The following is a 24,902-nucleotide window of genomic DNA, read 5'->3' as shown; positions in this document are numbered from 1 at the left end:
AATTTGTCGTCGAATTTTCCTGACTATCAGGCGCGTATTGCTTTCGCGTTTGATAAATGGTAAATTACCTAAATTCGGATATCCTATGAAAGTCCCACATTGTTTTCGAGAGAAGAACCCGATGAAGTCTTGCCCAGGATTTGTTGTGATGAAACCGAAGGCATGGATGACGGCGTGCCTGCTCTTGGTGGTGTTTGCCTCGCTTAGTGTGGCCGCCACGCACGGTTCGACGACCCCGCCAAAGCTGCCGGCTAATTTTTACCGTCTGTCCGGTCCGGACGCGGTACGGGAAATGCCCGTCACCGTGGTGGATCCCAATCCGGAATCGGTCCGGTTGCGGTTCACGGATCCGCCGCTCGAATTCGGCACCGTTACGTTGAACGGCGCGGACTATTCCACGGTCCGGCTGTCCGGTGAGGCTTCCACGCTTGATCCGGGCGCTCCCGATCTGCCGACCGTACACCGTATGGCCATGATCGGCAACACCGGTGATGTGGCGCTGACCGTGGTCAATCAATCGTTCACGGTGCAGACCTTTGATCATGATATTTCTCCCGTTCAATTGCTGGAAGGATCGGAAGGCGCGCCGATTGACGGCTTCTCTTCTCCACTCGCCAGCATTTATACGGAAGACCGGTGGTATCCGGCGAATATTGCCGAAGTTTCCGACCCTGCTGCGGTGCGCGACGTCCGCTTCGTGGTGGTGTCCGCTTATCCGGTGCAGATCAATCCGGTAACGCACCAGATGCGCGTGTACAATTCGATTGATGTCATGGTGAGCAATACCGGCGGCGTCGGCGCGAGCGAAATTCACATTACGCCCACGTCCATCAGCCCCGATTTCAAGAAGATCTACCGGCAATTCGAGAATTTCGACGGCAGCGCGCTGGATGCGCTTCCTGTTCTGCCGGGAAAATATCTGGTGGTGTGCCCGAATATTGCCGCCGCCATTACGCAGGCGCAGAATCTTGTGACCTGGAAGAAGCGGCGCGGACTGGATGCCGTCTACGCCACCACGGCGGAGACGGGGACCACAGCTTCGGCAATCCGTACCTACATCAATAACCTGTACACTTCCAGCAACGGCCAGCTCGAGAGCGTGTGTCTGCTGGGTGACGTGACCGGTACGTACGCGATTCCGACCGGCACGACGTCGGGCGGAGAGTACGACAATTACTACGGGAAGCTGATCAATAACGCCGGCGAGAATCCGGATCCGGTGCCGGACGTGGCAATTGGCCGCCTCACGGCGATCGACGACAACTCCCTCGCATCGGTGGTGGCAAAGTCCATCAACTACGAATCCAATCCTTACATGACCAACACCACCTGGTTTACCAGCGGGTGGTGCGCGGCCCATACGGCTCATATTCCGTCCAACGCCACGACCAAGGCGTACACGCGCGAGATCATGCTGCAGCACGGCATCAATCCGGTGGCGTGGAACGTCTATTCGGGCGGCATGTCCACCACGGATTTGAACAGCCATTTGCAGTCCGGTATTTCGGTTTTCAACCACCGCATGAGCTGGGTCAGTGAAACGGTGACGGGCACGGTAGACGCGATCAACGCCTACCCGATGACGCCGTTTGTCATGGCCGTGACCTGCGGCACGGGCGACTTCGACGGCGACGCCGTCAGCGAACACTGGCTCAGGCCGTCCGGACAGACACCGTCCAATCCCAAGGGCGCGATCGGCTGCGTCGGCGTGGCGACCACCAGCACGCATGTCCCGTACAACAACATCATCGACGCGGGCGTCATGTATGGCCTCTATGTGCTGGATATCCAGTCGCAGGGCGCCGCGCTCGTAGCCGGCAAGTTGGAATTGTACCGCAATTACCACGTTTCGCACCCGACGGAAACGACATCGTTCTCCAACTGGAACAACTTGATGGGCGACCCTGCCGTGGCCATCTGGCGCTACCGTCCGGTCATCGCCAACGTCACGAAGCCGGCCTCGATCAACCGCGGCGCGAACAACGTGGCGATCACGGTAATCAATTCCGAGACGTCGGCTCCCGTCAAGGACGCCTTCGTGTGTCTGTTGAAGGGCACGGAAACCTTTAGCCGTGGCTACACCAATGCCAGCGGCCAGATCAATCTTCCCTGCTCCACCGCCACCACCGGCTACATGCAGGTCACGATTACGCGCGAGAATCTCAAAGCCTATATCGACTCGATTCAGGTCGTTTCCGGCACGGCAACGCTGGCATTGAACTCGGTGACCGTCGATGACGACAACATCGGCGGCACAATCGGTGACAACAACCACGTGTTGAATCCCGGCGAAACCGTGGATCTGGTGATCAACCTTGCCAACACCGGCACGACCACCACGGTCACCGGTATTACCGGCACGTTGACGACGGCCTCTCCGGGCGTACAGATCACATCGGGCATCAGTGCTTATCCGAACCTTGCGCCCGGCAGTAACGCCAATCCCACCACATCCTTCCGTGTCGTGGTTACGTCGGTGTTCGACAATGAGCCGGCAACGTTCTTCCTGAATCTTGCCTCATCCATCGGAACGCAGACCGTTCGCGTAGATCTGACACCGCGCGCGCCGAACATTGTCTACGTCAGCCAAGCCTTCTCAGGGCCCGGCGGCAACGTGAATCCCGGTGAAGAAGGCGATTTCACGGTAACGATGCGCAATTCCGGCGCGCGGACCATGGTGTCGTCCACCGGAATTCTGCGGTCGCTGGATCCGTTCGTGCAGGTGACCGATTCTATCGGCACCTTCGGCACGATTGCCTCCAATGGCACGGGCACCAACAGCACCGACCGTTTCCATATCGTGGTAAACGGTGGCGCATTCAACGGCCACCGCACCGTCATGCAACTGGTCATGACCGATGCCAACGGGTTCCGTGACAGCACGGTATTCGACAGCTCGCATTTCTTCCAGAGCGACACCACGCTGTTCACCCCCAACGCGGCTAACTTCTACATTACGACCGGGCCGGCGGTCTCCACCAGTCCGACCGGGCCGGATGAGCGCGGCTACTACGCGTACGACAACAGCGAGACACAACCGTCCGGCTCAGGGTCAACCTATCAGTGGGTGGAATTGCATCCCGGCTCCGGCACGTCGCTCAATTTCAACGATACCGCCGAGGATGGCGACCAGAGTTCGGTGCTGAATCTGCCGTTCAACTTCACTTTCTATGGACGGGCGTTCAATCAGATCACGGTGTGTACCAACGGCTGGCTTTCGTTCGGCAGTTCCACGCAAGTGGACTTCCGTAATTACCGGATGGGGTCGCCCATCGGCCCGCCCAACATCGTGGCGGCTTACTGGGATGATCTGAAGGCCTGGGGCGCGGACAATAATGTCTACTGGTACTACAACAGCACCGAACATTACTACGCCGTGGAATGGAAGGTGCAGACTCTCTGGACCAGCGTAGATGAAATCTTTGAGGTGCTCCTGTATGACCCGAGCTATTACCCGACCGCCCGTGGCGACGGCAAAATTAAGGTGCAGTACAACACGGTCAACCTGAGTGCCAATCAGGATAACTCGGGCAACGACAACTACTACGCCACGGTAGGTATCGAGAATGCGGATCACTCCACCGGTATCGACTACTACTACTGGAACGTCTACTCTCCCTGTTCCGCCTCTCTGGTGAACGGTCGCTCGATCATGTTCACCACCGACGGCAATGGCCAGCTCAATCCCTCCGTCACGGTCGTCCAGCCGCGTGGTAGCGAGCAGTGGTATGTCGGACAGGTGTATGACCTTTTGTGGACAACGACGGCGGTGCAGGGCAACATCAATATCGCGCTCAACCGCAACTATCCGTCGGGCACATGGGAGACGCTGTTCTCGAATATTCCGAACAGCTCAAGCCAGGCGTGGACAGTAACGGGACCGGCAACGTCCAGCGCCCGCATCCGCATGACCAGCGTGACGAATCCCGCGGTGGGCGATACCTGCGCAGCCAACTTTACGATCATCATGCCGACGGCGACGTTGCTTACGCCAAATGGCGGGGAACTGTACCCGACAGGCGGAGCCGCCACGGTATCCTGGACATCGACGGGCCTCGGTCCAGTCCGGGTGGAATTCAACCGCAACTATCCATCGGCAACGTGGGAACTCATCTCGGCATCTGCTTCCGCCGACTTCGATTGGACAGTCACCGGACCTCCCACCAACAGCGCGCGGATTCGCATAACGGGTATCAGCGTTCCAGCGGTGGGAGATACCTCAAACGCGAACTTCACCATCGGCATTCCGCCGGTCATTACTCACACACCCCACGCGGACCAGAACCTGGGCCCGGTGCTGTTTACGGCTCATGTGACCGATGATGTGCCCGGCTTTACACCCAAGGTGTTCTATCGACTGGTCAATGCCGTCTCCTACGACTCGCTGCCCCTGGTGGCGACGGGCTACCCCACAGAGTACGCGGCGACGACGCCTGTCCTCAGCGCCGGAAGTTATGAATACTATTTCCGGGCAACGGATGCTCAGTTCCTGTCCACGTACCTGCCGGCAAGCGGCACCTACCGCATGAATGTAGCCGCCATCGGCGGCGGCTGGCTGGCGTATGACGACAGTGTGGCCGAGCGCTACAACTGGGTCGACGGCGAAGGCTTCAAGTGGGCGGTCAAGTTCGATCCGGGCACGTATCCCTTCGCGCTCACGGCGGGACGGTTTGCGATCTGCCCGACCAACCCAACCGGCAGCCACTGGCCGATCCTCTTCCAGGTGATTTCGGCGGATGGTCCCGGCGGCCTGCCCGGCACGATCCTCTTCAGCGATACCACCGGCGTCGCCGGCAACACCGTGGGTGGTTTGCCCGCGGGCGCCGCATGGGCGGATGTCGTAACGCGCACCAATGGACAGTCGCTGCAGATCAACAGTCCGTTCTATTTGTCGGTCGGCAATCAGGAGCCGCGCTCCAATCCGGTGGCCTTTGCCGAAGATACGACGAGCACGCGCAGTCATCAATCGTACGTTTACGATAACTGCGACCACAACTGGTACAACGAAGACGGCGGGCATCTGAGCAACCGGCCCGGCAACCGCATGATCCGCGCCAACGGCTTCCCCCTTGGCCCGCTTCAGGTGGTGATTTACAAGGCAGACAGCGCCACGGTGAGCAGTTCGGTTATGCGCTGGACCTCCGTGGGCGCGCCGTTCTATCACGTCTATACTTCGACCAACGCCACCGGTCCGTTCGACACGATGATCGGTTCGGTTGCCGGTCCGGCGACGGGGCAGGTCGTAACCTACACGGACACCAACGCGATCAACCTCGGCGTACGCCGCTACTATCGCGTCTTCGCCGCCGACGTGCCGTAAGGCGTTCTTCACGCTTCGAAACAGAGCGACCCGGCCTCAGAAAGGCCGGGTCGCTTGTTCCCCGTCATTATCCCTGTGGGTTCGGATGAGCCTATTCGGGGCATCTATATAGGAGGCTCGGTATACATATAACTATCGGAATAATCCTCTTGACAAACCCAGAATTAATTCGTATATTTAGGGCAAGCAAGAAGGATGAAAGAACATGACGCTCGCGCAAATCGGCAGGCTCACGGAAGAGGAAGCCCGCCAGCACATCGAGAACCTATACTGGCCCGATGGCCCGGTCTGTCCCCACTGTGGCAACAAAGATAAGATTTATACCTTAACGGGCAAGGCCCATCGGGAGGGCCTGTATAAGTGCGCGGCCTGCCGGAAGCAGTTCACGGTGACCGTGGGTACGGTGATGCACCGCTCGCACCTCACGTGCAAGGAGTGGCTGATCGTCTTTCACCTGATGACTTCCTCGAAGAAGGGCATGAGCGCCCTCCAGATCAAGCGGGAACTCGGTAAGACTTCCTATCAGTCCGCGTGGTTCCTCTGTCACCGTATCCGGGCGGCAATGGAGCTAATGGGCGTTCTGCAAGGGACGGTCGAAGTGGACGAGACGTATGTCGGCGGGAAAAAGACGGGGCGGTGGTCACAGGGCCGGAGCGAAAAGAAAACCCCGGTCTTGGCGATGATCGAGCGCGATGGCCGAGCCTACTCCCGGAAGATCCCGGATGCGACCAAGGACACGCTCCACCGGGCGATCAAGGAAACCGTCCTACCGGACTCCCGGATCATGACGGATGAGTGGAAGTCCTACGGCGGGATCGGGAAGCATTTCGAGGGTGGGCATCAGACAGTGTGCCATAGCCGTGGCGAGTATGCCCGTGGGGACGTGAATACGAACTCGGCTGAGGCGTATTTCGCGCTGTTGAAGCGGGGCGTACACGGGACGTTCCACCACGTCTCGAAGAAGCACTTAGGCCGTTACTGCCACGAGTTCTCCTTCCGCTGGAGCTTCCGCAAGGTAACAGATGCCGAGCGGTGTGATTCGGTTATCGCCAACATGGGCGGCAAGCGGCTGACCTACTCGAAGTTAACCGAGGAGGTACTATGACCCCAGAGGAGCCACCGAAACCCAAGCCCAAACGAAAGTCCAAGACCCCGACGGACAAGGCCCCTCCGCCCAAAGAACGGGAAGGGCCGCTATCGCTATACCCCCTGACGGCAGACGAGGCATTGCTCACATTCATGAAGGCCGACCCCCAAAAAGTCGAGGAGCGGCTCCGCGAGAAAGGCATCAAAAAGCCGAAGAAATAAAGGCTTGAGAAACGTGTTATAGACATGGGATTTGTGGCAACTGCCCCTTGACAAATTCATATTCTATAACTACATTGGAGTTACCTTTGGTGGAGCGAGAGGGAGTTGAACCCTCGGACGCGGGCCTCTAAAACCACAGTCCCTTACCCAGTCGCCCCAATTGCGAAGGTGTAGTACCCCTGACGGGACTCGAACCCGTAACAGCCCGGTTGGGAGCCGAGAACTCTTTCCAGTTGAGCTACAGGGGCCGATGTTTACAGCCTCATGTGTTACCGCGCATGGGGCTGTTCTCGTTTTAGAATATAGCTACGACAAGCTGAACTCTCCTCAGATAGCGTGTGTTTGGAGGCCTTGACAGATCATGCCTTCTTGTACCAGACTTGCCCGTCGGCAGATTTCCCTTGCTTAATCTGCCCCGTTCGGGCCATGCGTCCCAGAACGGGGCGGGCATAACCCCGGAGGTTACGTGCGGCATCCGTGAATACTCCCTCCAGACGCTTGCCAGCCAGTAGTTGTGCAATATCATCCTCGGTAAACTTCTTATCCGGTTCCTCCTGAAACGCCTCCCACAGGATAACATCGAGGGATTTCGACACCACCTTGTACACATTAGTGCCCGTGTCGGCAGGGACAGACGCACTATCGTTAACAAACAGAATAGTCTTGGCCCGAAGGATTTCTGTTTTCTCTTCTTCGAGTTTCTTGATCTTGCGGTCTATCTCGTGGAGCCGCTTTTCGATGTCATCGAGAGAGATCGTATTAGGCATGATCAACCTCTTCAGTTAGTGCTCAAATATACTCCCGCTTTGGCAACAATACAAGCCCTTTGCCACCAAAAGTCACATCATAGAAACAGTATACCACGTTATATATTATCTCATGCAACACAAAAGAGATTCAAATCTCAATGCTGTAGGCTCAAGAGGAGAGGCGTATAAGCCTCTCTTTGCTTGTCTATTAGATCGGCAAAAGATATACTTTTATATCTCTCAAATCAAAATTCTCATCTGTGAGAAATACATTTATATCTTATGCGCGAAATAGACCTCAGCGGGGCACCCTGTCCTAAAGAAATAGATTTATAAGTTATTTCCACATTCTTAATATTGTAATAAGATTATGCTTGCAAGCGGTAAAAGAGAAAGGGCCGCTCCCAAGAACGGCCCTTTAACCTCCGTAAATTCACGGCGCTATTTCTTCTTGCCCCACGCCTTTCCCATCACTTTGTTGCTGATGGGAACGGACATCGTGAAGGAGTGATCGCGGTAGCTCGCGCCTTTTCCCTCGGACACTTCTACGGTCAAATTCGCCGTGATGTCCGGGAGATTGTCGGGCGCGAGGTGCGGCTCGAAGCCTGCGTTACACGTAACAGCCCCCTTGACCGAGTACCCCGGAGGCAGGGCCGAGGCCGAGCGGGCTTGCAGGTTCTCCGACCCCGACCCAAAGACCTCATGCGTCCCGGTGTTCAGGAACGTTGCCGCTACGTAGATACCGACTATCGGGCGGTCAGCCGTCACATTCTTCGCTTCAAGCTTGATCGAAGGCCGTAGATACGTCCCATCGAAAGCCCACTCGGTCTTGACCGCGTTCAGACGTATCCCGTTCACCTGCTCCGCTTCCTTCGCCAGTAGGGAGTCCGCGCTCGGCGTTCCCGGAATGTGAGCCTTGGCCTGCGGGCCGAAACGGGTATCAGCATAGTCCCGCGCCACCAAATCGTATTTGCCCTCGGCGAAGAGCTTCTCCGCCACCTTGTCTTTGGCTTCTGCCCCCAGCGCCGTGTTTGGGTACTTGGCCAGCAGTTCCTCGTACTTCCCTTCGTCAAACAGCTTTTGTGCCATCTGCTCCGGCGTGGGCTTGCACCCGCCGATCAGCACGAGCGCCATGACGGACAAGACCAAGACAGTTCCTAAGCGGTTCATGTGTGTTTCCCTTTCCTTGGACGTAAAAGAGCCTCTGGGTATCAGACGAATGACCTGTGCTGGTCCTACCCAAGCAAAGGCATACTCATGACCACACCAGAGGCCCATGTCCCAATTGAAGGGGCACGGGTCATTCACGTTCATAAGTATGCTTTGCCGGAAACCCGGCATTGCTTGGGTAGGATAGGGAAAAGGTAAGGCTTTGGAGGCAGGAAATCAAGCAAAAACCCGTCAGCGCGACGGGTTTAAGCTTAGAATGTATATCCTTGCTATTGTCCCACTCAACTCCTACATTGTCTAAGAACTTAACCAAAGGAGTTGAACGTGGTAAAACAGCATACCAAAGTGCCGGGACTCGAACAGGCGATTCTCGCCGCCGTGATCGTCAAGAACTTCGAGAGCCTTGTCATTACGCAGGCCACCGGGGAATTTGACTTCGAGAAGATCGAGGACATGTCGGAGAAGATCCATCGCAACTATGAGGACTACCATCAGTCCCGCAAAATCCATCCGCCCGCAGGAACGCACGGGGGAATGAGCCGTTAGGTCAATTCCACTCGCACGGTGATGTCCGCATAGGAGCCACCAAAAATGGCGGCATCCTCCCTGATCGTGCGCGTTCCTGCCAGAACCACGAACCCTTGTGCTTGGGCCGTCTCACACAGTTTGTTGTACAAGCAGGTAACGGGCGAGTCCGCCTCGTTTTCTATGTCCACACCCCTTTTGCGTTGCGCCTTGGCCCCTTGTGCCGGGGCTTTTTGTTCGCCTTCCATTGTCTGAGTCTCCGTTCTGGTTATTCTCTGATTCAACTCTGGCGTTGAACAACCGTACCGAAAATCATGGGTTTGTCAAGAGGACAATTCCGATAACTATATTTGCACATAAGAACAACTACTATGAAGGGGTTGAACTTTGCGGTCAGATTAGGCGGAGAGACACGAGATACACGTTGGATCTATGGGGAAGCGAATTATTGACAATCTGGTTTTTTTTACTAACTTTCAGTAGGTCATGCCCAAGCATCCCATGAACGACAAGACACTTTCAACAGGAACAGTCACATGCCAGAAAAGACATTTGACGACATAAAGATTCTCGAGCAAGTTTTGACGCAATTGCGTCAACTTGATCCGCCTGAGCAACGTCGCATTCTAGGGCTCATCAACAAATACTTCGAACAGACTTACCAAATTGATACGAACCGAGGACGAGATACCGATCGGCCTCAAATTGACGCTGAGAGCCGCAGGATGCCAATAGACGACTTCTCGCGAGACCGAACCATTTCCGCAAAAGAGTTCCTATTTCAGAAGAAGCCTCAAGCAGACGTAGAGAAAATAGCTTGTCTCGCCTACTATTTGACTCACTATCAGAACTTGACCGAATTTCAGACTCGCGACATAAGCCTTGCAAATACGGAGGCGGCACAGAGAAAATTGTCAAATCCATCGCTGTCGTTGAGCAACGCGGTGGCTGCCGGATATATCATTTCTCCATCCAAGAATTTTTGGAGGTTAAGTGCCATCGGAGAAATTTTCGTTCAAGCCCTGCCCGACAGAGACGCAGCAAAGGCTGCGGTTGCAGAATCGAAACCGACACGAAGATCACGCAGGCCGAAGAACGGGACGAAGACTTCTAAAGCTTCGAAGCGGTCTAAATAATGACTACATTCAAGCGAATAGCAATTTTCAATCACAAGGGCGGGGTGGGAAAAACAAGCCTGACTGCAAATATCGCATTTGCTCTCGCAAAACTCGGTCAAAAGGTCTTGTTGGTCGATTCTGATCCACAATGTAGTTTGACCACATATCTTGCAGACGAGCAGGCTGTCGGTGAATGGCTGAATGAATCCTTGACTGAGCGTGGACGTACTATTTGGTCTGCGGTGTATCCTGTGATGAGTGGCCAAAGTGCGCCAAAAGAGATTGAACCCGTAGAAAGGCGTGACAACCTCTTTTTGATTCCTGGCGACATCAGTCTTTCAGAATTCGAGGAAGATTTATCTGATGCATTTGGCGACTGCTCCAAGAGAAGAATACGGGGCTACGCTAGAGTTACTGCCATTAGCAGAATGGTTGAAAATGCCGCCAAGAAGGTCGACGCAGATTTCGTCTTTTATGATTCTGGACCCAATATTGGGCCCCTGAACAAAGCGATAGTCCTTGACTGTGACGGCGTGATCATCCCAGCGGCATGCGATGACTTCTCACTCCGAGCGTTATCAACTCTTGGTCATACGCTGGTAAAGTGGATTGTGGAATGGCAAGGGCTGTCGACCAACCCACCCGACCATGCGGTTTTGCTCCGCGGAAAGCCAGAAATCATTGGGTACATTCCACAGCGGTTCAAAGTGTGGGGCGGGCTACCGGCATCAGACTACTCAGGCTTCATGACGAAACTCGAAGTGAGAATGAGCAGCGAAGTTATTGGGAGAATCCGTGAGAGATTTCCTGAACTTGCAAAAAGAGGTGCTTCTGAGTGCAAGCTCGGAGAAGTGAGGGATTTCGGACAAAGTGCCTTGCGTGCTCAACGCGAAGGTCTGCCGTGGTGGGAAGTGGGCGGGGCTGGTGCTGCTGCCGAACAGGTTTTTGTTGAAATTGCAAACGGAATAATGCGGTATTACAATGGCTGAAATTGTTGACGGCGAGAACTTTGACTTCAACGCTTATGTTGAAGGCCATTTAGCACACTATCGTGATTCTTTCGAGCAACTTGTGACAATGCGCGGGAACATCATTAACGAAATCTCTAATGATAAGGCGCTAAAGCCCCTCGTTCACTCAATCCGATCAAGAATCAAGGATGAGACTCATCTGGCAGATAAATTGAAGCGTAAATATGACAAACAGAGACTTATTATCCCACAAGGCGATCTGCTCAAGGGAGTGAACGACATCATTGGAATTAGAGTTCTTTACCTTCATAGAGATCAAATACGATATATCGACAGTGCGCTAAGTGCGTGGGCTGACCAAGGGAGCTATCGGATCATCGAGGGACCAATCGCCATGGTATTTGACGATGAAACCGCCGGATTCTTTGAGAACTTGGGTATGAAGACAGAGAGACGAACTACTCTGTATACCAGCGTCCACTACGTACTGGAGAGTTATCACAAAAAGCCATACACGTTTGAGATTCAGGCTCGTACACTTCTTGAGGAAGAATGGGGTGAGATTGAACATTCCATAAACTACCCAGTTCCGACCGACAGCTTGGCATGTAGTGAACAGTTAAAGGCGTTTGCACATCTGACTAATGGCTGTGTAAGGCTTGTAGGATCTATTATTAGGTCTCACGAGGACCACAAAAAGTCGAAGGAATCAACACCACATGCGTGACGCAGCCTGATTGTCGACCGCCATATGTCTGGATATTTGCTTTACGATATTATCGGTTTAAGACTTGAATATCGACATTAACGTTTTCCGGTCGAGGAATTGTACAGACACAACTACGAACAAACGAATCCGCGCCCCATTTCTGAAGCGCGGATTTTCTATTTTCTATTTTTGCTTTTTGCTTTTTGCTTTTCGCTTTTCGCTTCTACTCCGGCACCACTTTGTAGCCGTACATGTGGATGCCTTCGACGCCGTCGTCGTTGATCTTGCGGAACTCGACGTGAACGCGCATGCCGATCTTCACATTGTCCACGGGAATGTCCGTGACCTGAGTGGTGATGCGGCCGCCGCCGTCGAGTTGAATGATCGCCAGAGCATAAGGGCTCTGTTTTTCGAAGCCTTGCGGAGCAACGCGGATGACGGTGAAGGTCAGAAGTTCGCCGCCGTATTCGAGCTTCACCGGCTTGAACTTGCGATTTCCGTTTTCCGGTTCCACCTGCCGCGGCGGAAAGAAGACGCGTCCCGTCTTGGCCGACTTGTTGGCTTCTCCCCGGTAACGCTGCGGGCATTCGCGCCAGTATCGCGCTGTGATTCCTGCCATGATATCTGCTTCTCCTTACCGGTTAGACTGATCTGAGAATGTGAACAATCGCCGAGCCGCCTGAGCCGCCCATGTTCTGCGCCATGCCCACGCGCGGGTTCTTGAGCTGCCGCTCACCGGCATCGCCGCGCAGTTGCAGGGCGAGTTCGATGATCTGGGCAATGCCCGTCGCGCCCACCGGATGGCCCTTGGACTTCAAACCGCCGGAGGTGTTAATTGGCTTCTTGCCGTCGCGCGCCGTAACGCCCGCAGCCGCCGCTTCTCCACCCTTCCCGGCCGCAAAGAATCCCAAGGCCTCGGTCACGGAAATTTCCGCGATGGTGAAGCAGTCGTGCACTTCGGCAAAGTCGATATCCTTCGGACCGACGCCGGCCATCTTGTACGCCTGCTGCGCCGCCAGTTCCGTGGAACGGAACGAGGTCAGGTCTTCGCGGTCATGCAGAGCGATAGTATCCGTCGCCGCGCCCGTGCCGATAACGGCCACCGGAGCGTGCTTTTTGAACTTCTTCTGTGCCAGTTCCAGTGGGCAGAGTATGACCGCCGCCGCGCCGTCGGTAATCGGCGAGCAGTCGAACAGCCGCAGCGGATCGGCGACCATCGTCGCGTTCTTCACGGCATCCAGCGTCAGCTTCATGCGGTACTGCGCATTGGGATTGAGGAAACCGTTCTCATGGTTCTTCACCGCCACATGCGCGAGCTGGTCGCGAAACTTCTCGAAAGGAATCTTGTACTTCTTCTGATAGGCGTTGGCGATCATCGCGTACAGACCGGGGAAGGTAGCGCCGTTGTAGCACTCATATTCCTGATCCGCCGCGGTGGCAAGGGCGTAGGTCGCTCCGCCGCCGTCCACGTCCGTCATCTTTTCGACGCCGCTGACCATCACGATGTCGTGCAGGCCGAGCGCCACGTCCATCCACCCCATCCGCATCGCCAGGCCGCCTGACGCGCAGGCAGACTCGACACGGCACGCGGGAATCGGCGTCTGACCAAGGTAATCCGCGAGCAGGCTTGCCAGATGCTCCTGCCCGGTGAAAAGTCCGGGGGCCATACAGCCGACGTACAGCGACTCGATGCGGTCAATGCCGGCATCGTCCATCGCCTTCAGTCCGGCCTCGACAAAAATGTTACGCAGGGACTGATCCCAGAGTTCGCCCCACTTGTTGACGCCGACCCCAATTACTGCAACATCACGCATAGTACTTTCCTGATTGTTGGTTGCCACCCGCCCGTGGTCAGACGAATCTGCGCAGGGCCGGAAGCGTCACCATCGCCGCGGCGATCTTGACCGCTTCCCCTGCAAGGAACGGGTACAGGCCCATGGTCAAAGTATTTTCAACGCCAACGTAAATCTTAAGCCAGCTCAGTCCCACGGCAAAAATCGCCGCTGCGCCCAGCACCATGGCCAGTCCGGAGGTGATGGCGCGCTTGTCCCAGCCGCGTTCGGCCAGAGCGCCCACCACAAAGGCCGCCGGGAGGAATCCCAGCAAATAGCCGCCGGTAGGTCCGAGAAAGACCACTGCACTGCCCATGCCGCCGGCAAACACCGGAAGGCCGCACAGCCCTTCGGCAAGGTAGGTTGCCACCGCAAGGGTGCCGCGCACCCGACCCAGCAAGGCCGCCAGCAGCAACACGCCGAAAGTCTGCCCGGTAACCGGAACAGGACTGAAAGGAAGAGTAAAGGAAATCTGCGCCGTCAGAGCGATGAACGCACTGCCGACTCCAACCAGTGCGACGTTGTAGGCGGCCCGAGTCCGGAAACCGGACTTGGAGGGCGCGTAAGTTTCTGCAATCGTCACGAAAGAATTCTCCGTTAAATCAATGACCGCCAGCCATGCGGATCTTGCCGCGGAACTTGGCGTAGGTGCCGTAATCGAGATAGACTTTGTTCTCATCAAGCTGTGGACGGGTCTGCGGGGCCATCTTGGCCTTGCCCTTGATGGCATCCGTGACGGTGTAAACAAAACCGTCGGAGCCCGAACCGCTGCCGTAGCTGACCATGAAGATCTTGTCGCCGGGTTTGGCCACATCCAGAATGGCGGTCAAGCCCATGGGGGACGCCCCCGAATAGGTGTTGCCCAGCCACGGAGTCAGCCAGCCGGTCTCATACTGCTTCTTGTTGAAGCCCAGCATCTCCGCCGCGCGCTGCGGGAATTTGCCGTTGGGTTGATGAAAGACCGCGTACCGGAAATCGGAGGGCTTGGTCTTGCTGATCGCAAACAGCTCCTTGGCGCAGCCAAGGGTATGCTTGAAAAAGGCTTCATCACCCGTAAAGCGGCCGCCGTGAGACGGATAGTCCGCATGCTCGCGGCGCCAGAAATCGGGAGTGTCCGTCATATAGGACGTCGTGAAATCGATGGTCGCAATCACGTGGTCGCCCGCGCCCATCAAAAACGCCGCCGCGCCTGCCGAGGCGCTGTATTCGAGGGCATCACCGGGAGCGCCCTGCGAGGTGTCCGCGCCAATGCCCATGCCGTACTTGATCAGCCCGGCTTTGACCAGACCGAAGGCGACGAACATGCCTTCGCTGCCGGCCTTACAGGCAAACTCCATATCCGCGCTGTGAATCAGAGGGGTTGAGCCGAGGGCCTCTGCGACCACGGTTCCGGAGGGCTTCACCGCATAGGGATGGGATTCCGAACCGATGTAGATTGCGCCGATGTCCGCCGGGTTGATTCCCGCCCGAACCACCGCTCGCCGCGCGGCTTCCACCGACATCGTGATGACGTCCTGGTCCGGCGCCGGGACGCTTTTTTCATAGAGCATCAGGCCGCGCTTATAAGATGCGGCATCCGCTCCCCAAATCTTGGCAATTTCTTCGAGCTTAATTCTGTATCGGGGAATGTAGCTGCCATATCCCACGATACCAATTCGACCACCTCGCGGCATCAGACCTCCTGAACTTTCTTGGTCATCTTTACCTTCAAGTCGTATAAAATAGCAAAATCCCAAAACTTTGTCAACTGTCAAAGATTTGTTAAAATTTTCGCAAGACAAATGCCGCGCACGGTAGCCATCGTGACAGCAGCGGACTCGGCTACTCCTACCGCAGCGGCCCAAAACCCGAGAGTTTCCATAGTGTGCGCGCTGGCCGCGCTGAGCGTTGACTTCCTGAGTAGCAATTACTATCTTGGAATATCAAAAGCTTGACGATACTTACTCCAACTACATCTTACTATCGCATATTCATAAGTGACCGTGGTTTCCGTAATGCGTGCTGCATCCCGGTCTACTAAGCAACTTCAGAAGATAACAGAGAAGACCTTCAGATGGCCTCGACCAAAGACGGGGATGCCTCGACAATGCGCCGATACGCTTCTTCAACTGTCGATATTTTCATATTTGTAGCGCTCGCCGTAATTGTGTCGGGAGTCGGCGTCTACATCTATGTCTTCGAGCGTGACCATTTTCGGTCCGCAGCCGGGGACAGGCTGGCCGCCATTGGGCAATGGCAACTCCATGAGATAGAAGGCTGGCGCACGGAACGCCTTCGTGACGCAACCCAATTTACGACCAGCCCGTATAACGCGGCAAGAATGGTCCGGTTTCTGGGCTCGCCGCCTGGCAAGGATTCGGGTGACGACCTGCTCGCCTTTCTGAACGACGCCAAAGGAAAAGTGCTTTACCACGATCTGGTTCTGGCCGACACCAACGGGAATGTACGCATTGCCACCTATGGCGCGTCAAAGAGTCTGTCGGATGAGGAGGAATCCGACATGGCTCTGGCCATTCGATCCGGCAGCGCCTATCTTGCCGACATCCGGCGCGGAGACGTGGCGGGCAGCCTTCACCTCAATGTTTATGCTCCCCTTTGGGACCGTCGGGCCACCACCGGAGATTCGGTCATCGTCGGCACACTCATCCTCGAATTGGATCCGGCGACGTATCTCTATCCCTTGATAGAAAACTGGCCCACGCCTACCGAAACCGGCGAGAGCGTCCTCGTGCGACGGGACGGCGATGAAGTTGTATACTTGAGCCGCCTCAGGTTCCGGAACTACTCGCCACTGATGTTGCGTTTTCCGGTCACGGAAGACAGCAGAGTCGCGTCCGTCATGGCCGGCAACGGCGTAACGGGCATTGTGATGGCGAGAGACTACCGGGATACCGCCGTGATGAGTGCTCTCTATCGCGTCCCGCACTCGCCGTGGATTCTGATAACAAAAATCGATGAGAGCGAAATCGTCGCTCCGCTCAAAGTGGTTGCTGCGCTGATTACCGGCATTACCGCATCCTTGATTCTGTTGATTGGCGCGTCCATGCTCTGGTGGTGGAAGCGATCTGAAGCCAAAGTATTAAGGGTGCATTATGACGCCGAGCGGGATCAGCGAACCTTGCTCGAGCGCATCGCCGTGGAGCGCAGACGGGCGGAAGAACAGTTGCAACTCTACAATGAACAGTTGGAAAAGGCCGTGGAGGAGCGCTCGGCGCGAATCCGGACGCTGGAACGCGACCGCCTCGAAGATGAGCGGCAGGTCGCCCTTGGTCGAATGGCCGCGAGAGTTGCACATGAGATCAATAACCCGCTGGCGGGCATCAAGAATGCGTTCACTCTGGTCAAACGGGCCATTCCAACCGAGCATCGGCATTATGAGTTTGTCGGTCTTGTCGAGCGTGAATTGGAACGGATTGCGCGGATCGTCCGTCAAATGTTCGAACTCTACCGGCAGCACCGGGAGAAAATCAGCATCGCCTGTCCCGCCGATGTCGTGCGTGAAGTATCGCTCCTGCTTGCCGGAAATGCCCAATCGCGGCAGGTGACGGTGGATGTGGAGACTGGCGGAACCACGCAGCCCATACTCCTGCACGAGGATTCTCTCCGGCAGGCACTGTTTGCGGTCATTCAGAATGGCATCGAGGCCTCGCCACCGGGGGGAAGAGTTCGTGTCAAAACCGTAACTTCAGACGATAAGCTGGAAGTGACGGTTGCGGACCAGGGGCCGGGAATTCCGGAGGGATACCGGACACGAATATTCGAACCCTTCTTTACGACGAAGGAAGGACTGGCGACCGGTGGCCTGGGGCTTGGACTATCGGTTACGCGCGGCTTGCTGGAGAATCTCGGTGGTACTCTGACGTTCGAAAGCTGCCCCGGTCAGGGGACCACGTTTACCATATCGATGCCCTTAAGGATTTCTACCGTGGAGGCCTCCAATGGATGACGCAGGGCGCATTCTGATTGTCGATGATGAGGAAACCGTTCTGCGTACAACGGCGGTCCTGTTGTCAGAAGAGGGGTATGTCTGCGACCGGGCGCATGATGCGAGCGAGGCGTTGAACCTGTTGGCGAGATATGATTATGATCTTCTGGTAACCGACTGGATGATGCCGGGCAACACCGAACTCGAATTTGTTCGCGCCGTACAGTTGACCGGGCGCGGAATTCCGGTAGTAGTTGTCACCGGATACCCGCAACTGCGGGAGGCAATCAAAGCCAAAGATACGATCCTGTTCGCCGAAGTGCTGAAGCCCTTCGATTTCGATGACTTCCTGAAAGTCGTCCACTCCGGTGTGGAATATGGCAAGAGTCATAAGACACAGGCGCCATTCGTGACCTGAGTTCTCGATTCCTCCCCCGTATCTGCAAACAGAAGGCTCTCCATTTGGCGAGCCTTCTGTTTGCAGAATCCAGATCGGTCAGAACCGCGGCCAGGCAAGCAATTAAGGCGTTCGCGCGATCACGACGTAGAATGCCCGCCCGAAAGCTTCGTCCAGAACGTCCGGTCCCTGTGTGGCATATGTTGTGAAGCGCAGATTTGCCGCCGAGGGGATGAAGTTCGGTGTGTTGCCCCGGTATACATAATAGGCTGCATTGGCAAGGGGATAGCCCTGGGCATCCCGCGTCGGCTGCCAGTACAACCATAAAAGCTGAGTGCCGGAATCATATCGAACCACGAGACTGTCCGGATCGGCAGTACAGTTCCGGCGCCGTCCCGTATCTGGTGGAGACATCTCCGAACAGCCGCAGGCGCTGGTCCATGCGCAGACGCGGTACACGTGCGTGCCGGTATCGGGATAATCGTAGAACCAGGTGCGATTGGCCTGTACGGTGCCGGCGAGACTGTCATTCCGGTAGATCTTGAAGAAATTTTCGTTGTCGGAATTGTCCTGCCACGCCACATAAACAAAGCCGCAACTGGTGTCGGAAGCCTGGCAATTTGACGGCGGCGTCGCAGCAGAAAGTCGCGTCCCGAAGTCCGCAGCCGACATTACCGCGTCTCCGCACGCGTTGAAGGCCTGCACCGCGTAGCTGTAGGTGCCGACCGCCGGAGTATCGGTCCAATGGGTAGTGTCGGAGCCGACCGTGGCCACGACCGTCAGGTTTCGGTACACACGATACCCAAGTTCCGTTGCGACATTTTCCCATGAGACGTTGATTCCGCTACAGAGAGTATCCGACGCCACGACGCCGGAAACCTGATTCGGTGGGCCGAAAAATGTCGCCGGTACAACAGGAGACGGCTGTCCGTCACCGCACGGGTTGAAGGGTATCACCCAGTAGTGGTTTATTCCGATGGGCGGAACGTCGGACAGACATGTGTCGTTCGCACCGGTCGTTCCCACCGGAAAATCGTCACGGTAGAGTCGGTATCCGGTTTCGTTGGGAGCATCGTGCCAGCAAATTTGGACACTGTCGCAATTTGGCGGGGCTGGGGGCAAGATGCTCACCTGAGGAGGCCACGTAAGCCGCGTTCCCGGCGCCTGGGAAGATACCGAGCCGCAGCAAACCCCGTTGCACGCCTGAACAGTATACTGATAGGACATTCCGGGAACGGCAGTATTATCTGAGTAACTTGTGGTTCCTGCCGGCAGGTCGCTGCCAAGCGGACTTCCATTGCGAAATATCCTGTATAGAGTCTCGTTGGCGACGTCGGGCCAGGTGACGACCACCGCGTTGCAGTTGCCGTTTGCATAAACGCTGGGCACCTGCGCCGGTGTTACCGCCCGTTGCCCCGGCACCTGCGATGACGCGAGCCCACAGCAAGCCCCGTTGCAGGCCTGAACGGAGTAGGTGTAGGGGGTTCCGGGCACGGCACTGTTATCCGTGTAGCTGGTGGTCCCGGCAGGCAAATCGCCGCCGATCTGGCCGACATCATTCCGGAAGACCTTGTACAAGGTCTCATTGGCTACGTCCCCCCAGCTCACGATCACTCCATTGCAGTTGCCGGCGGCGGTCGCCGTCCCCCGCGTCGGAATCGGCGTTCCAATCACCTGAAAATCGTCGATAAACGCACCGAGAGCCTGCCAGTCCCCCTCCTCCGAACTGCTGTAGAAGTACCATGTCACGTACAAAGTGGTCCAGCCCGCCGGAACACCTTGCTGATCAAGCGTCCAGCCGTGATCGGAATTCCAGTTGCTGACCAGTTCGCAGTTGGAGAAGTCAGCTTCAGGATAGGTGGCGCTGCGATACACCTTCAGGTGATTGCGGCCACTGTACACGTTCAGGTAATGGTAATACTGAAAGCGCAGGTTGCAGTAGTTGGCAATGGGGATCGCTTCGGTAACCATCCGGGAGCCTTGACACGTGTAGTAGTGCTCACAATCGTTCGGATGGTCATGCGGGTGCCCCGCGCACCATGCCGATTTGCTGCCTGTGTGGTCCCGGCAGTCAATCACTCCCCAATTGTCCGTGTCGCCGTCGCCGCAGTCCCGGTCGTCCGTTCGGTGCCAGCCAGAAGGCAGGCCGGTCAGACTGACATCTTCAAAATCCTCGGCGTAGAAAGCTTGCTCCTGTGCGTACAAGGTGCTCGCGTCCAGCAGCAGAGAGACTACCGACAGTGACGCGATCATACCCCACAAAACCAGCCATCGCCTGTTCATAAGCAACTCCTTCATTTGGGCTTTCCCTTCAGACATTGTGGCTTAGGTGCCGCGCATGTTATAGAACGTGCTCACTCTTATAGTTTGGCACCGTGAAGCTATCTGACAGGCAGGATTGCTCAAATCGCTTAAATACGACCATCTGCATCTAAGGGTCATGATTATATAAACTCAGCATTAAAAAGGTGTTCGGAATCCTGCCGGGAATTGCTTCGGGTTTGCCACACCGATTGCCTCTTTTGCCTCCGCTTCCGTCACCTGTTGCAGGCGCGGATTCACACAAATGAAAAGTGCCTTCCCTGTTTGTGGGAAGGCACTTCATAAAGCAACCGGCGAGTATCTTACGCGTGAAGCCTGTCTGTAAATCGCCTAATCACGGGCTAATGTCGCCATAAACTTCGGTTGATCATTGAAGGTGGTCGGATATTCCAATTCGGCGTAGTAGCGGTCGCCGGAGTGCTTCAGGCGGGGGAAGATCAGCCCACGGCCCAGCGGGAATTTGCCGGTGCGCTCCTGGATTTCATCCCGCAGCGGATCGACGAAGCACAACTGCTCGCGCAGCGCGGCGGCCTTGTCCTTGGCTCCGGCGGCTTTGATGTTGCCGAGCTGGCCCAGCAGATCGGCCACCAGCTTGTCCAGCACCGCCAGATTCAGTTCGAATTTCCGTTTGCCGCCCTCCATCACTTCCTTAATGCCGCCGTTCTTCTGGAAAAAGTGATACATCATATTGCGCGCCTTAACGTGTGCCTGCTCGGGGAGAAACCTCAGTCCCTGCACCATACTCACCAGCATCGAATAGTGTCCCGACGCCGCGGTCTGTTCAGTGATCGTGCCTTCCTTGGCCAGGTGCGACATCGCAAACATGCCGAACAGTTCGGCGCGGGCTTCTTCGAGTGGGGAATACTCGGCTTCGAGGTAGTCTCGTGCCTGTTTTCCCTGATGTGCCGGGTCTAAAGCTCCCGTGGTATGGCCGAGTTCGTGCAGCGCGGAGTGGATCTGGCTGCCTTCGAACATCAGCTCGCGGTAGTCGGCAAAGGCCTTGGCCGTCATGAACTCTTCGGCCATCAGATCGCCGGAAACCGAGTGAATGGCCTTGCCGGTGTTGCGGTACACAAGGTTCACCGAGCCCACGTTGGCAATCACCCAGTCATCATTGGGCAGAGACTGAGCGACGATTGTCATGGGCGAATTGACGTAGTCTCCGCTCCAGTTCAAAACGTCTACGAACCGGAGATGCGGCAACTTAGCCGGATCAATCTCAAGTTTCTTATGATCCCACGGCGCAATGGCTTCAAGGTGCGGCAGACGGGCCACAAGGGCCTTCAGCAAGGCTTGGGCATCGGCATTTTCGATGTACAACACGCCAGCGGCTTCGCCGCGCGCATTCTTCCAATTGTCAAGGTAGACTTCCAGCGCCGTGCTCAGAATCAGGTCCAGCGGTGACTTGTGACGGATCCAGAGGAAGTCCGCAATTCGGCGGGACTCGGCGGTGCCGTGGCGCAGTTCCTCAATCTTGCCGTCAAGGTAAATGCGGAATTCGGAAAAACGGCAGTGCTGGCGGGCGGCCTCCAAATGGTCAATAACCAGCTTCAGGGTCTCGCGGTAGCGGTCCTCATTCAGACGCATGACCACGCTGCCGTTATGGCGCTCGACCATGGCATTGACGATGTTCGCCTGCTCTCCAAGGCCATTCCACTCATCTTCCGTCATGTCGGGCGGATACAGTCCGGCCTTGTCCGGCAGAGCAAGGTCCTCAAACATGAACGGCGCCACGGCGGCAAAGTCGGCTTCCAGCTTCTCATCCCCCGCTCTTTTCACCAGTTCCCGCACCTGATCTTCCGGCATTCCCAGCAGGTGATTCTTGCGCGGCAGCAGCGAGAACGGGCTGTTCTGCATGTTCAGCACGGTCAGATAATCCTGCAAAATCAGCTTCTGTTCGATGGATGCAACCTCAATCAGGCGGCTGATGAGGCGGTGCAGGATGACCGTTTTGGGCTCGAACTGGTCGCGGTAAATGGGGTTCATCAGGTCCACGGCATCGGACAGATGTCCCAGCACCTGAATATCCTCATCGGTCAGTCCGCTGAGGGGAAATTCGACCCGGGCCAGCGCAGCCTTGCGCGGCGGCTCATCGGTCTGTTGATATGGAACATAGGTAATGTTGGCGGAAGGGGTGCTCACAGGGCCTCCTTGGCGGGTATATTTCGAGAGCTTTCAGAAGAATTTGCAGCGAGTATACGGCGGACAAAATAGCACAAACCCCGGTCTTTCTCAAGGGCTTTGTGACAGGTTTCGCGAACTTTCCACTTAGCGCAACAGCATCAGTTTGCAGGTGGCGGAATAGCCGGGAGTCTCCAGCCGGGCAAAGTAGATTCCAGACGCCAAAGATTCCCCATAAACATTCACCCGCTGTTCCCCCGCCGCCAACCGCCCCGCATCCTGCTCCAGCACTTGCTGTCCTTCAATATTGTACAGCCTAAGCCTGACGCTTGCCGGATGCGGCAGCGTGAAAGTGAGCGTGGTGGTGGGGTTGAAGGGATTGGGGAAGGCAGAAAGGCTGAAGGATGAAGGCTGAGGGATGAAAGGTGGGGCGGCTTCGGTGGTATCCTCGGGTAGGGCAAAACGGATGAGGAAACCTGTGGCGGTAAAGTGCGACACCATAGCGTCTGGCGTTACCGGAAAATCTGGCGAGTAGGTGCGGCCGCCCAGCCAGACGGCGTCGCTGCGCTCGAAGAGAAATGCCCATTGTTCATCGGTATCCGCTCCTCCAATATACGTGGCATATTCGAGGTGCCGAAGGTCATGGCTGAGGCGACAGAGTGCAATGTCGCAATTGCCCCCGTTGAATGTCAGGTCATAAGCATCAGCAGTCACCGGAAAACGAGGAGACCCTGTGATTAATGGCACAACGAAGGATCCCCTCAGATCCATCGCAAGCCCGTAGCCGCGTTCGCCACCATCCGGACTTCCCAACCGTGTCGAATGCACCAGCGTCTGCGGCAGGCACAGCATGGTTACAAATTGTTTGTAATTGTAGTCTGTCCAGAGGGTGTCATAGGCATCAGGCGTTACAGGAAAATCCGGCGACATAGTCACTCCACTGATCACCACGGTATCTCCACTCAGCGGCAGGATATCGCTTGTCCACTCCTCTACGGCACCCGTACCGACTGTGCCTCCCAAATAAGAGCAATACAACAGACGGTTGGCCGACATATCAAAATGCGCAACGAAGGCGTCACTGCGGCCGTGCAGGCTCGCTTGAAAGGCGTCCGTAGTGACGGGCAACCCACCATATGCAACTTCCCCGCCGATCCACACGTCACCGCGACCTGCCGCCTTTATAGCCATCGGATAAACCAATTCCCCGGGGAAATGGGTGGAATAGTCCAGCGTGGACGTTGCTGGGTGGAACATCATGAGAAATCCATCGCCGTAAGGTCCCGAATAGTTCGGATAGAGGGCGTCGGGGGTAACCAGCAGATCAGACGAATGCGTCTGGCCCCAGAGGTAGACGTCCCCCAGCGAATCCATACCCAGCTTTTCCACAAAATCGGTATTGGATCCGCCGACATAGGAACTGTATTCGAGGGCCGTGCCATCGGCCGAGAAGCGCGAGAAGAATCCTTCGCCAGCCCCTTCGCAGGTCGTGTCGAATGCATCCGGGGTCAAAGGCACCAGACCGCAAGGGCCGGAAATTCTGCCTGCGACATACACAGCCCCTTGGGCATCACTGATAACAGAACTCGGCTGCTCGCTCCCTACGCCCAAAAAGGTCGCGAATATCACGCTGTCGCCACCTGTGGTCAGCTTGGAAACATATCCAGCATAGGAATTGGACGAGTCGCAGTAGGCGCCGGGAGTGATGGGAAACCGCGACTGGCCCCAAGTAATTCCTGTCAGCAATTTGTGGTGCTGAAGGTCTTGGGTCATGGCCTGCACATAGGTTTCGCCGGCTCCCCAATAGCTGCAATACACCAGCGGATCAATCACCACCTCCCGTGTCGCATCGTAAGGCCCTAACACAAACAGGTAGCCCTCAGCCGTCAGTTCATAGCGGCAGGGAATTTCGATTTGGGCGTGGTTGATGTTCTGGTAGGCAAAGGGCGCCTGTTCCTTGACGGTGCCCAAGGAGGTCTGAAGCTGCAACGAGCCATCGGCAGCAAGGAACAGAGTTCCTTCCTGCCCTTCGTAGCGCAGTTGAATGGCGGAGGGATCGGCACCGGGGCGGAGGTGGTAGACGGTTTCCACACCGGAAGGTGCGATGCGGTATTGGACATCAATTCCCGGCCAAACGTCTTGGGCGGTGACGCTGCGGTAGTGGCCGACGCGGCTGCGCCATTTACAGCTATCCTTGGACAGGAAGTAGTTGCTGTAGCTGGTAAGCTTGTCTTCGCCGGTCAGGATGGGAGTGGGGTTGGCGCTCACATAGGACAGGCGGAGGACGTGGCCTATTACTGTGCGTGGTGTAGGCGAGTCCCCGAGAGATCCTGCATCCCGCAGACGGGCTGCAGGATGACAAGTGAAAGGGTAACGGTCTGCAGGTCGAAGACTCCGGTGGAGTCCACGGACTCTAACGAGATGACAAGATAAGG

General features: G+C 56.2%; 19 protein-coding genes and 1 tRNA gene. 9 read left to right on the top strand and 11 right to left on the bottom strand.

All coding sequences use genetic code 11. The features are described 5' to 3' along the window. Positions 1-148 precede the first annotated feature (148 nt). The 3 genes from VGL38_12425 (at position 149) to VGL38_12415 (ending at position 6,628) form a co-directional block, all read left to right on the top strand. Positions 149-5,320, top strand: a complete 5,172-nt coding sequence (locus VGL38_12425; protein ID HEY3296227.1) for a C25 family cysteine peptidase — start codon at positions 149-151, stop codon at positions 5,318-5,320. Positions 5,321-5,525: 205 nt separating this feature from the next. Beyond that, positions 5,526-6,425, top strand: coding sequence for an IS1595 family transposase (locus tag VGL38_12420; protein ID HEY3296226.1), 900 nt, complete (start codon positions 5,526-5,528; stop codon positions 6,423-6,425). Further along, positions 6,422-6,628, top strand: a complete 207-nt coding sequence (locus VGL38_12415) for a hypothetical protein (protein HEY3296225.1) — start codon at positions 6,422-6,424, stop codon at positions 6,626-6,628. Before VGL38_12420 ends, VGL38_12415 begins: the two co-directional genes overlap by 4 nt. Before the next feature lie 174 nt (positions 6,629-6,802). On the opposite strand, the gene VGL38_12410 is transcribed toward VGL38_12415, so the two are convergent. The 3 genes from VGL38_12410 to VGL38_12400 all read right to left on the bottom strand — a co-directional run bounded on the left by VGL38_12410 (position 6,803) and on the right by VGL38_12400 (position 8,547). Beyond that, positions 6,803-6,876: transfer RNA gene (locus VGL38_12410), tRNA-Gly, on the bottom strand. Positions 6,877-6,987: 111 nt separating this feature from the next. Beyond that, positions 6,988-7,395, bottom strand: a complete 408-nt coding sequence (locus tag VGL38_12405; protein HEY3296224.1) for a hypothetical protein — start codon at positions 7,393-7,395, stop codon at positions 6,988-6,990. 423 nt (positions 7,396-7,818) lie between these two features. After that, the gene (locus VGL38_12400) at positions 7,819-8,547 is read right to left on the bottom strand and encodes a hypothetical protein (protein ID HEY3296223.1); all 729 of its coding nucleotides are present in this window, start codon (positions 8,545-8,547) and stop codon (positions 7,819-7,821) included. Between the two features lie 324 nt (positions 8,548-8,871). Here VGL38_12400 and VGL38_12395 point away from each other — a divergent pair, with 324 nt between their 5' ends. Then, positions 8,872-9,093, top strand: coding sequence for a hypothetical protein (locus VGL38_12395; GenBank protein ID HEY3296222.1), 222 nt, complete (start codon positions 8,872-8,874; stop codon positions 9,091-9,093). On the opposite strand, the gene VGL38_12390 is transcribed toward VGL38_12395, so the two are convergent. Continuing rightward, the gene (locus VGL38_12390; GenBank protein HEY3296221.1) at positions 9,090-9,320 is read right to left on the bottom strand and encodes a hypothetical protein; all 231 of its coding nucleotides are present in this window, start codon (positions 9,318-9,320) and stop codon (positions 9,090-9,092) included. The two genes, VGL38_12395 and VGL38_12390, sit on opposite strands and share 4 nt — an antisense overlap. 288 nt (positions 9,321-9,608) lie before the next feature. On the opposite strand from VGL38_12390, the gene VGL38_12385 reads away from it, so the two are divergent. Genes VGL38_12385 through VGL38_12375 form a run of 3 tightly spaced genes read left to right on the top strand, consistent with a single transcriptional unit; the run spans position 9,609 to position 11,888 of the window. Beyond that, positions 9,609-10,208: a hypothetical protein gene (locus VGL38_12385; GenBank protein HEY3296220.1), complete on the top strand. Its 600-nt coding sequence runs from the start codon at positions 9,609-9,611 to the stop codon at positions 10,206-10,208. Then, positions 10,208-11,179, top strand: a complete 972-nt coding sequence (locus VGL38_12380) for a ParA family protein (protein ID HEY3296219.1) — start codon at positions 10,208-10,210, stop codon at positions 11,177-11,179. Before VGL38_12385 ends, VGL38_12380 begins: the two co-directional genes overlap by 1 nt. Further along, complete coding sequence (locus VGL38_12375) at positions 11,172-11,888, top strand: (p)ppGpp synthetase (protein HEY3296218.1); 717 nt, start codon at positions 11,172-11,174, stop codon at positions 11,886-11,888. The genes VGL38_12380 and VGL38_12375 overlap by 8 nt, the downstream gene beginning before the upstream one ends. A gap of 205 nt (positions 11,889-12,093) precedes the next feature. Here the strand turns inward: VGL38_12375 and VGL38_12370 are convergent, their stop codons facing one another. The 4 genes from VGL38_12370 to VGL38_12355 are packed head-to-tail and all read right to left on the bottom strand — an operon-like array spanning position 12,094 to position 15,375. Further along, on the bottom strand, positions 12,094-12,489 hold the full coding sequence (locus tag VGL38_12370; GenBank protein HEY3296217.1) for a Zn-ribbon domain-containing OB-fold protein: 396 nt from the start codon (positions 12,487-12,489) through the stop codon (positions 12,094-12,096). Between the two features lie 22 nt (positions 12,490-12,511). Next, positions 12,512-13,684 (bottom strand): thiolase domain-containing protein, encoded by a 1,173-nt coding sequence (locus tag VGL38_12365; GenBank protein HEY3296216.1) that lies wholly within the window; start codon positions 13,682-13,684, stop codon positions 12,512-12,514. A 37-nt stretch (positions 13,685-13,721) separates the two neighbouring features. Beyond that, complete coding sequence (locus tag VGL38_12360) at positions 13,722-14,285, bottom strand: biotin transporter BioY (protein HEY3296215.1); 564 nt, start codon at positions 14,283-14,285, stop codon at positions 13,722-13,724. 19 nt (positions 14,286-14,304) lie between these two features. After that, a complete protein-coding gene (locus VGL38_12355) occupies positions 14,305-15,375 on the bottom strand; it encodes a hydroxymethylglutaryl-CoA synthase (GenBank protein HEY3296214.1) in 1,071 nt (356 codons plus the stop codon). A 380-nt stretch (positions 15,376-15,755) separates the two neighbouring features. On the opposite strand from VGL38_12355, the gene VGL38_12350 reads away from it, so the two are divergent. Next, positions 15,756-17,648 (top strand): ATP-binding protein, encoded by a 1,893-nt coding sequence (locus tag VGL38_12350; GenBank protein ID HEY3296213.1) that lies wholly within the window; start codon positions 15,756-15,758, stop codon positions 17,646-17,648. Then, a complete protein-coding gene (locus VGL38_12345; protein ID HEY3296212.1) occupies positions 17,641-18,045 on the top strand; it encodes a response regulator in 405 nt (134 codons plus the stop codon). The genes VGL38_12350 and VGL38_12345 overlap by 8 nt, the downstream gene beginning before the upstream one ends. Before the next feature lie 102 nt (positions 18,046-18,147). On the opposite strand, the gene VGL38_12340 is transcribed toward VGL38_12345, so the two are convergent. The 3 genes from VGL38_12340 to VGL38_12330 all read right to left on the bottom strand — a co-directional run bounded on the left by VGL38_12340 (position 18,148) and on the right by VGL38_12330 (position 24,735). Continuing rightward, positions 18,148-20,307, bottom strand: a complete 2,160-nt coding sequence (locus tag VGL38_12340; protein ID HEY3296211.1) for a hypothetical protein — start codon at positions 20,305-20,307, stop codon at positions 18,148-18,150. A gap of 369 nt (positions 20,308-20,676) precedes the next feature. Beyond that, positions 20,677-22,488 carry a hypothetical protein gene (locus tag VGL38_12335; GenBank protein ID HEY3296210.1) on the bottom strand — a complete coding sequence of 604 codons (1,812 nt, stop codon included), beginning with the start codon at positions 22,486-22,488 and terminating at the stop codon, positions 20,677-20,679. A gap of 126 nt (positions 22,489-22,614) precedes the next feature. Then, positions 22,615-24,735, bottom strand: coding sequence for a T9SS type A sorting domain-containing protein (locus VGL38_12330; GenBank protein ID HEY3296209.1), 2,121 nt, complete (start codon positions 24,733-24,735; stop codon positions 22,615-22,617). Positions 24,736-24,902: the final 167 nt, after the last annotated feature.

It is taken from the genome of bacterium (genome assembly GCA_036504735.1).
Taxonomy (GTDB): Bacteria; Electryoneota; RPQS01; order RPQS01; family RPQS01; genus DASXUQ01.
Note: the sequence above shows the minus strand (reverse complement) of the source record. Positions and strands in the feature narration are given on the sequence as shown.